Below are 1,545 nucleotides of genomic sequence, written 5' to 3'. Positions count from 1 at the left end.
AAAAAAGGCTTTGAGAATTTCTGTATATAACAGAAATTGAGTAAATTAGTAGCTCCCAAACGACTAATTCCACATCTCAAAGCCATGAGCAAATATACTAATATTCCGTCAGAACTCAAGAATTTTTTCAGTGAAAAACGAAAAAGTTCCATCATGGATATGTTTTCCACCCTTCTTGTCTCCCTCCGTTTTGACAACCGCAGTCTGGGCGGTAATAAAAGGAGCAACTGCCAACTGACCAATCTACAGGTATTCCAACTTATCGTACTGATGCCATTCTTTGCCATAAAAGGTTTCTCACATTATAAAAACTCCATACTCAATCGTATGTTTGGCGGCAGAAAGGATGTGTTCTATTCATTCATGGCACAGGACCATATCAATTGGCGCAGGCTGATTTACCGTATGTCCGTTACGCTTGTCTCTTCCATCACCTGCCGTAAGGATTTCAAGAAGAGTCATCTTCCGGCAGTTCTTATAGCTGATGATTCCGATCTGCCCAAGACAGGATTCCGGATGGAGGCAATAGGCTAGATTTTCTCTCATATACATCAGAAGTGTATTCTCGGGTATAAGGCCCTCATGCTGTGCTGGAGCGATGGTCGCACCCAGTTCATGCTCGACGTTTCCCTTCATGGCGAGAAGGGTAAAGTGGAAGGCAAGGAACAGGGGATGACGGCCGAACAACGCAAAAGGCGCTATGAGCGTAAACGCGATGCAGGCTCCCACGCAGCCGGACGTAAAGAAGAATACTTCATGGGTAAGGGCGAGAAGCTGATAGAGATGGTCAAGGCCGCTATCCGCTACAGGATTCCTTTTGATTATCTGCTGGTGGACAGCTGGTTTACAAATACCGGGCTTGTGGATTTTGTATGCAGCTGCCATAAGAAGTTTCATCTGCTTGGCATGGCGAAAATGGGTAATACAAAGTATTCCACCTCATGGGGAGACCTTTCAGCCAGATCCATTCTCGGCAGGCTTTCATCCTCAAGACAGATAAGGTACAGCAGACGTTACCATATTCACTATGCCATGACCGATGTGAAACTGGGCACACGGCAGGTCCGTCTGTTCTTCTGCCGGCGCGGCAAAGCTGAGGGATGGAGAATGCTGCTCACTACCGATACATCGGTTGATTTCATGCGCGCATACGAAATCTACGCCATGCGTTGGGCCATTGAAGTCTTCTTTGCCGATAGCAAACGACTGCTTGGGCTGGCCGATTGCTCCGCACGGGACTTCACTGCCCAACTGGCACATGTTTCGCTGGTCATGATACGGTATAACTTATTGGCCTTACTGAAAAGAAGTCTGGATTACGAAACCATAGGAAGACTTTTCAAGGATGTGTATACAGGAGCCTACGAACTGACTGTTGTAGAGAAAATATGGCTAATAATTGTTGAAGTGGTGGGCATAGTTGCAGAACTCACTGGAGCAGATGAGGACACGCTGATGCGTCAGCTTATCGAAAACAACAAGAGGCTGGAAGCACTACAGGCATATGCACAAACTGCCTAAAATCTAAATCAGAAACTTGAGTAA

2 protein-coding genes are annotated in these 1,545 nt (G+C 46.1%); both read left to right on the top strand.

The genetic code is table 11. From position 1 onward, the window contains the following. The first annotated feature begins 84 nt into the window (after positions 1-84). Entirely contained in the window at positions 85-534 is a 450-nt protein-coding gene (locus H6A27_RS14330; RefSeq protein ID WP_239469725.1) for a hypothetical protein, read from the top strand. Further along, positions 535-1,521 carry an IS4 family transposase gene (locus H6A27_RS14325; protein WP_420867866.1) on the top strand — a complete coding sequence of 329 codons (987 nt, stop codon included), beginning with the start codon at positions 535-537 and terminating at the stop codon, positions 1,519-1,521. Positions 1,522-1,545: the final 24 nt, after the last annotated feature.

The organism is Bacteroides caecigallinarum (assembly GCF_016902295.1).
Taxonomy (GTDB): domain Bacteria; phylum Bacteroidota; class Bacteroidia; order Bacteroidales; family Bacteroidaceae; genus Phocaeicola; species Phocaeicola caecigallinarum_A.
This window is presented reverse-complemented; position numbering and strand designations above follow the sequence as displayed.